Here is a 1,802-nt window from a genome sequence, read left to right on the forward strand (position 1 = left end):
GGCGCCGACCTCGCGTTCGAGCCTGCGGATCTGCTGGGACAGCGGCGGGCCCGAGACCTGCAGGCGGGCCGCGGCCCGACCGAAGTGCAGCTCCTCGGCGACGACGACGAACGACTCCAGCTGCCGTAGCTCCACCCTCCGATCATGTCGATCCGACGACAGGAACGGAAGCAAGAGCGTCCCGATGGAGTCCCAATGCTGTTCTACCGTTGCGTGGCGGTGGTCACGACGGCGTGGTCGCGACCGTCGCTCCACGACGAGTGCAAGGGGGCACCGGGTTGAGCACGAGCACACCGTCGATGCGCCGCAAGGCGGGGATCGCCTCGTTCGTCGGCACCACCATCGAGTGGTACGACTTCTACATCTACGGCACCGCCGCCGCGCTGGTGCTGGGGCCGCTGTTCTTCCCGAACGCCTCCCCCGCCGCCGGTGTGCTGGCCTCGTTCGCCACGTTCTGGGTCGGGTTCCTCGCCCGGCCGATCGGCGGGATCGTCTTCGGCCACCTCGGTGACCGGCTCGGCCGCAAGACCGCGCTGGTCGCGACGCTGCTGCTGATGGGCGTCTCGACGCTCGCGATCGGGCTGCTGCCCGTCCACGACGACATCGGCGTCCTCGCCCCGGTGCTGCTGGTCGTGGCCCGGCTCGTACAGGGGCTCGCCGTCGGCGGGGAGTGGGGCGGCGCGGTGCTGATCGCCTCGGAGCACGCGTCGAAGAACCGCCGGATCCTCTACGGCGCCTTCGCCCAGCAGGGCAGTCCGGCGGGGCAGATGCTCGCCACCGGCTCGTTCGCGCTCGTCGCGATGCTGCCGGAGGACGCCTTCCTGTCCTGGGGCTGGCGCGTGCCGTTCCTCGTGTCGGCGGCGCTGGTCGTCGTCGGGCTGGTGATCCGGCTGCGGATCGAGGAGAGCCCGGCGCTGGTCGCGATGCGGTCGCGCGGCACGACGGCGCGGTTCCCGCTCGCGGAGCTGCTGCGGGAGCGGACGATGCTGGTGGTCGTCTCGGTGGGAGCGTGCGCACTGGTGGCCGCGGCCGCGTACTTCAAGAACACGTTCGCGCTGTCCTGGGCGGTCAACGACCTCGGCTTCGACCGCCAGGTGTTCCTCAACGTCGTGCTGATCAGCTCGACCGTGCAGTTCTTCACCCAGCCGCTCGGGGCGTTCATGGCGACCTGGTGGAACCCGCGGAAGGTCGTCACCGCGCTGCTGCTGATCGAGCTGCCGCTGTTCCCGGTGATGTTCTGGCTGATCTCCACCGGCAGCTTCGGGCTGGCCGCGCTCGGCATGGCGCTCGCGACGCTGCCGCACACGATGTACTACGCGATCCTCGCCGGGATGCTGGCCGAGGCGTTCCCCGCGCGGATGCGCTACACCGCGATCTCGCTGTCCTACGCGCTGGCGGGCACGCTGTTCGGCGGCACCGCCCCGCTCGTCGGGCAGTCGCTGCTGGCCGCGACCGGGTCGATCGTGCCCGTCGTGGGGTACTCGCTGGTGATCGTGCTCGTCTCGCTGCTGGCGGCCCGGTACGTGCTGGCCCGCGGACCGGTCCCCGACGACGAGCGTCTCGACGCCGCCGTCACCGGCACCACCGGGAGGACCGCATGACCGCACTCCGCGAGCCCCGCTTCCCCGAGCCCGAGGTGCCCGCCGGCGCGACCGCGCTCGCCGCCCGGCTGCGGGCGCTCGTCGCCGCCGACCCGGACCGCCCGCTGGTCACCGAGGACACCGCGGACGGCCCCGGTGTGGTGCGCACCCGCGCGGAGTTCGACGCCCGCACCAACCGTCTGGCCAGGGCGTTCGCCGACC

The 1,802-nt window shown here is 72.1% G+C and carries 2 protein-coding genes and 1 pseudogene; 2 read left to right on the forward strand and 1 reads right to left on the reverse strand.

From position 1 onward, the window contains the following. Positions 1-135, reverse strand: a 135-nt coding sequence (locus GTW08_RS25670) for a LysR family transcriptional regulator (RefSeq protein WP_161152651.1), incomplete at its 3' end; no start/stop codon positions are given. A 143-nt stretch (positions 136-278) separates the two neighbouring features. Here GTW08_RS25670 and GTW08_RS25675 point away from each other — a divergent pair. Together GTW08_RS25675 and GTW08_RS25680 are read left to right on the forward strand one after the other, a co-directional pair. After that, positions 279-1,601 (forward strand): MFS transporter, encoded by a 1,323-nt coding sequence (locus GTW08_RS25675; protein WP_237454191.1) that lies wholly within the window; start codon positions 279-281, stop codon positions 1,599-1,601. After that, positions 1,598-1,802: pseudogene (locus GTW08_RS25680) on the forward strand (hypothetical protein); the annotation flags it as partial. The gene GTW08_RS25675 and the pseudogene GTW08_RS25680, both read left to right, overlap by 4 nt.

The sequence above is a fragment of the Pseudonocardia sp. SID8383 genome (assembly GCF_009864975.1).
Taxonomy (GTDB): domain Bacteria; phylum Actinomycetota; class Actinomycetes; order Mycobacteriales; family Pseudonocardiaceae; genus Pseudonocardia; species Pseudonocardia alni.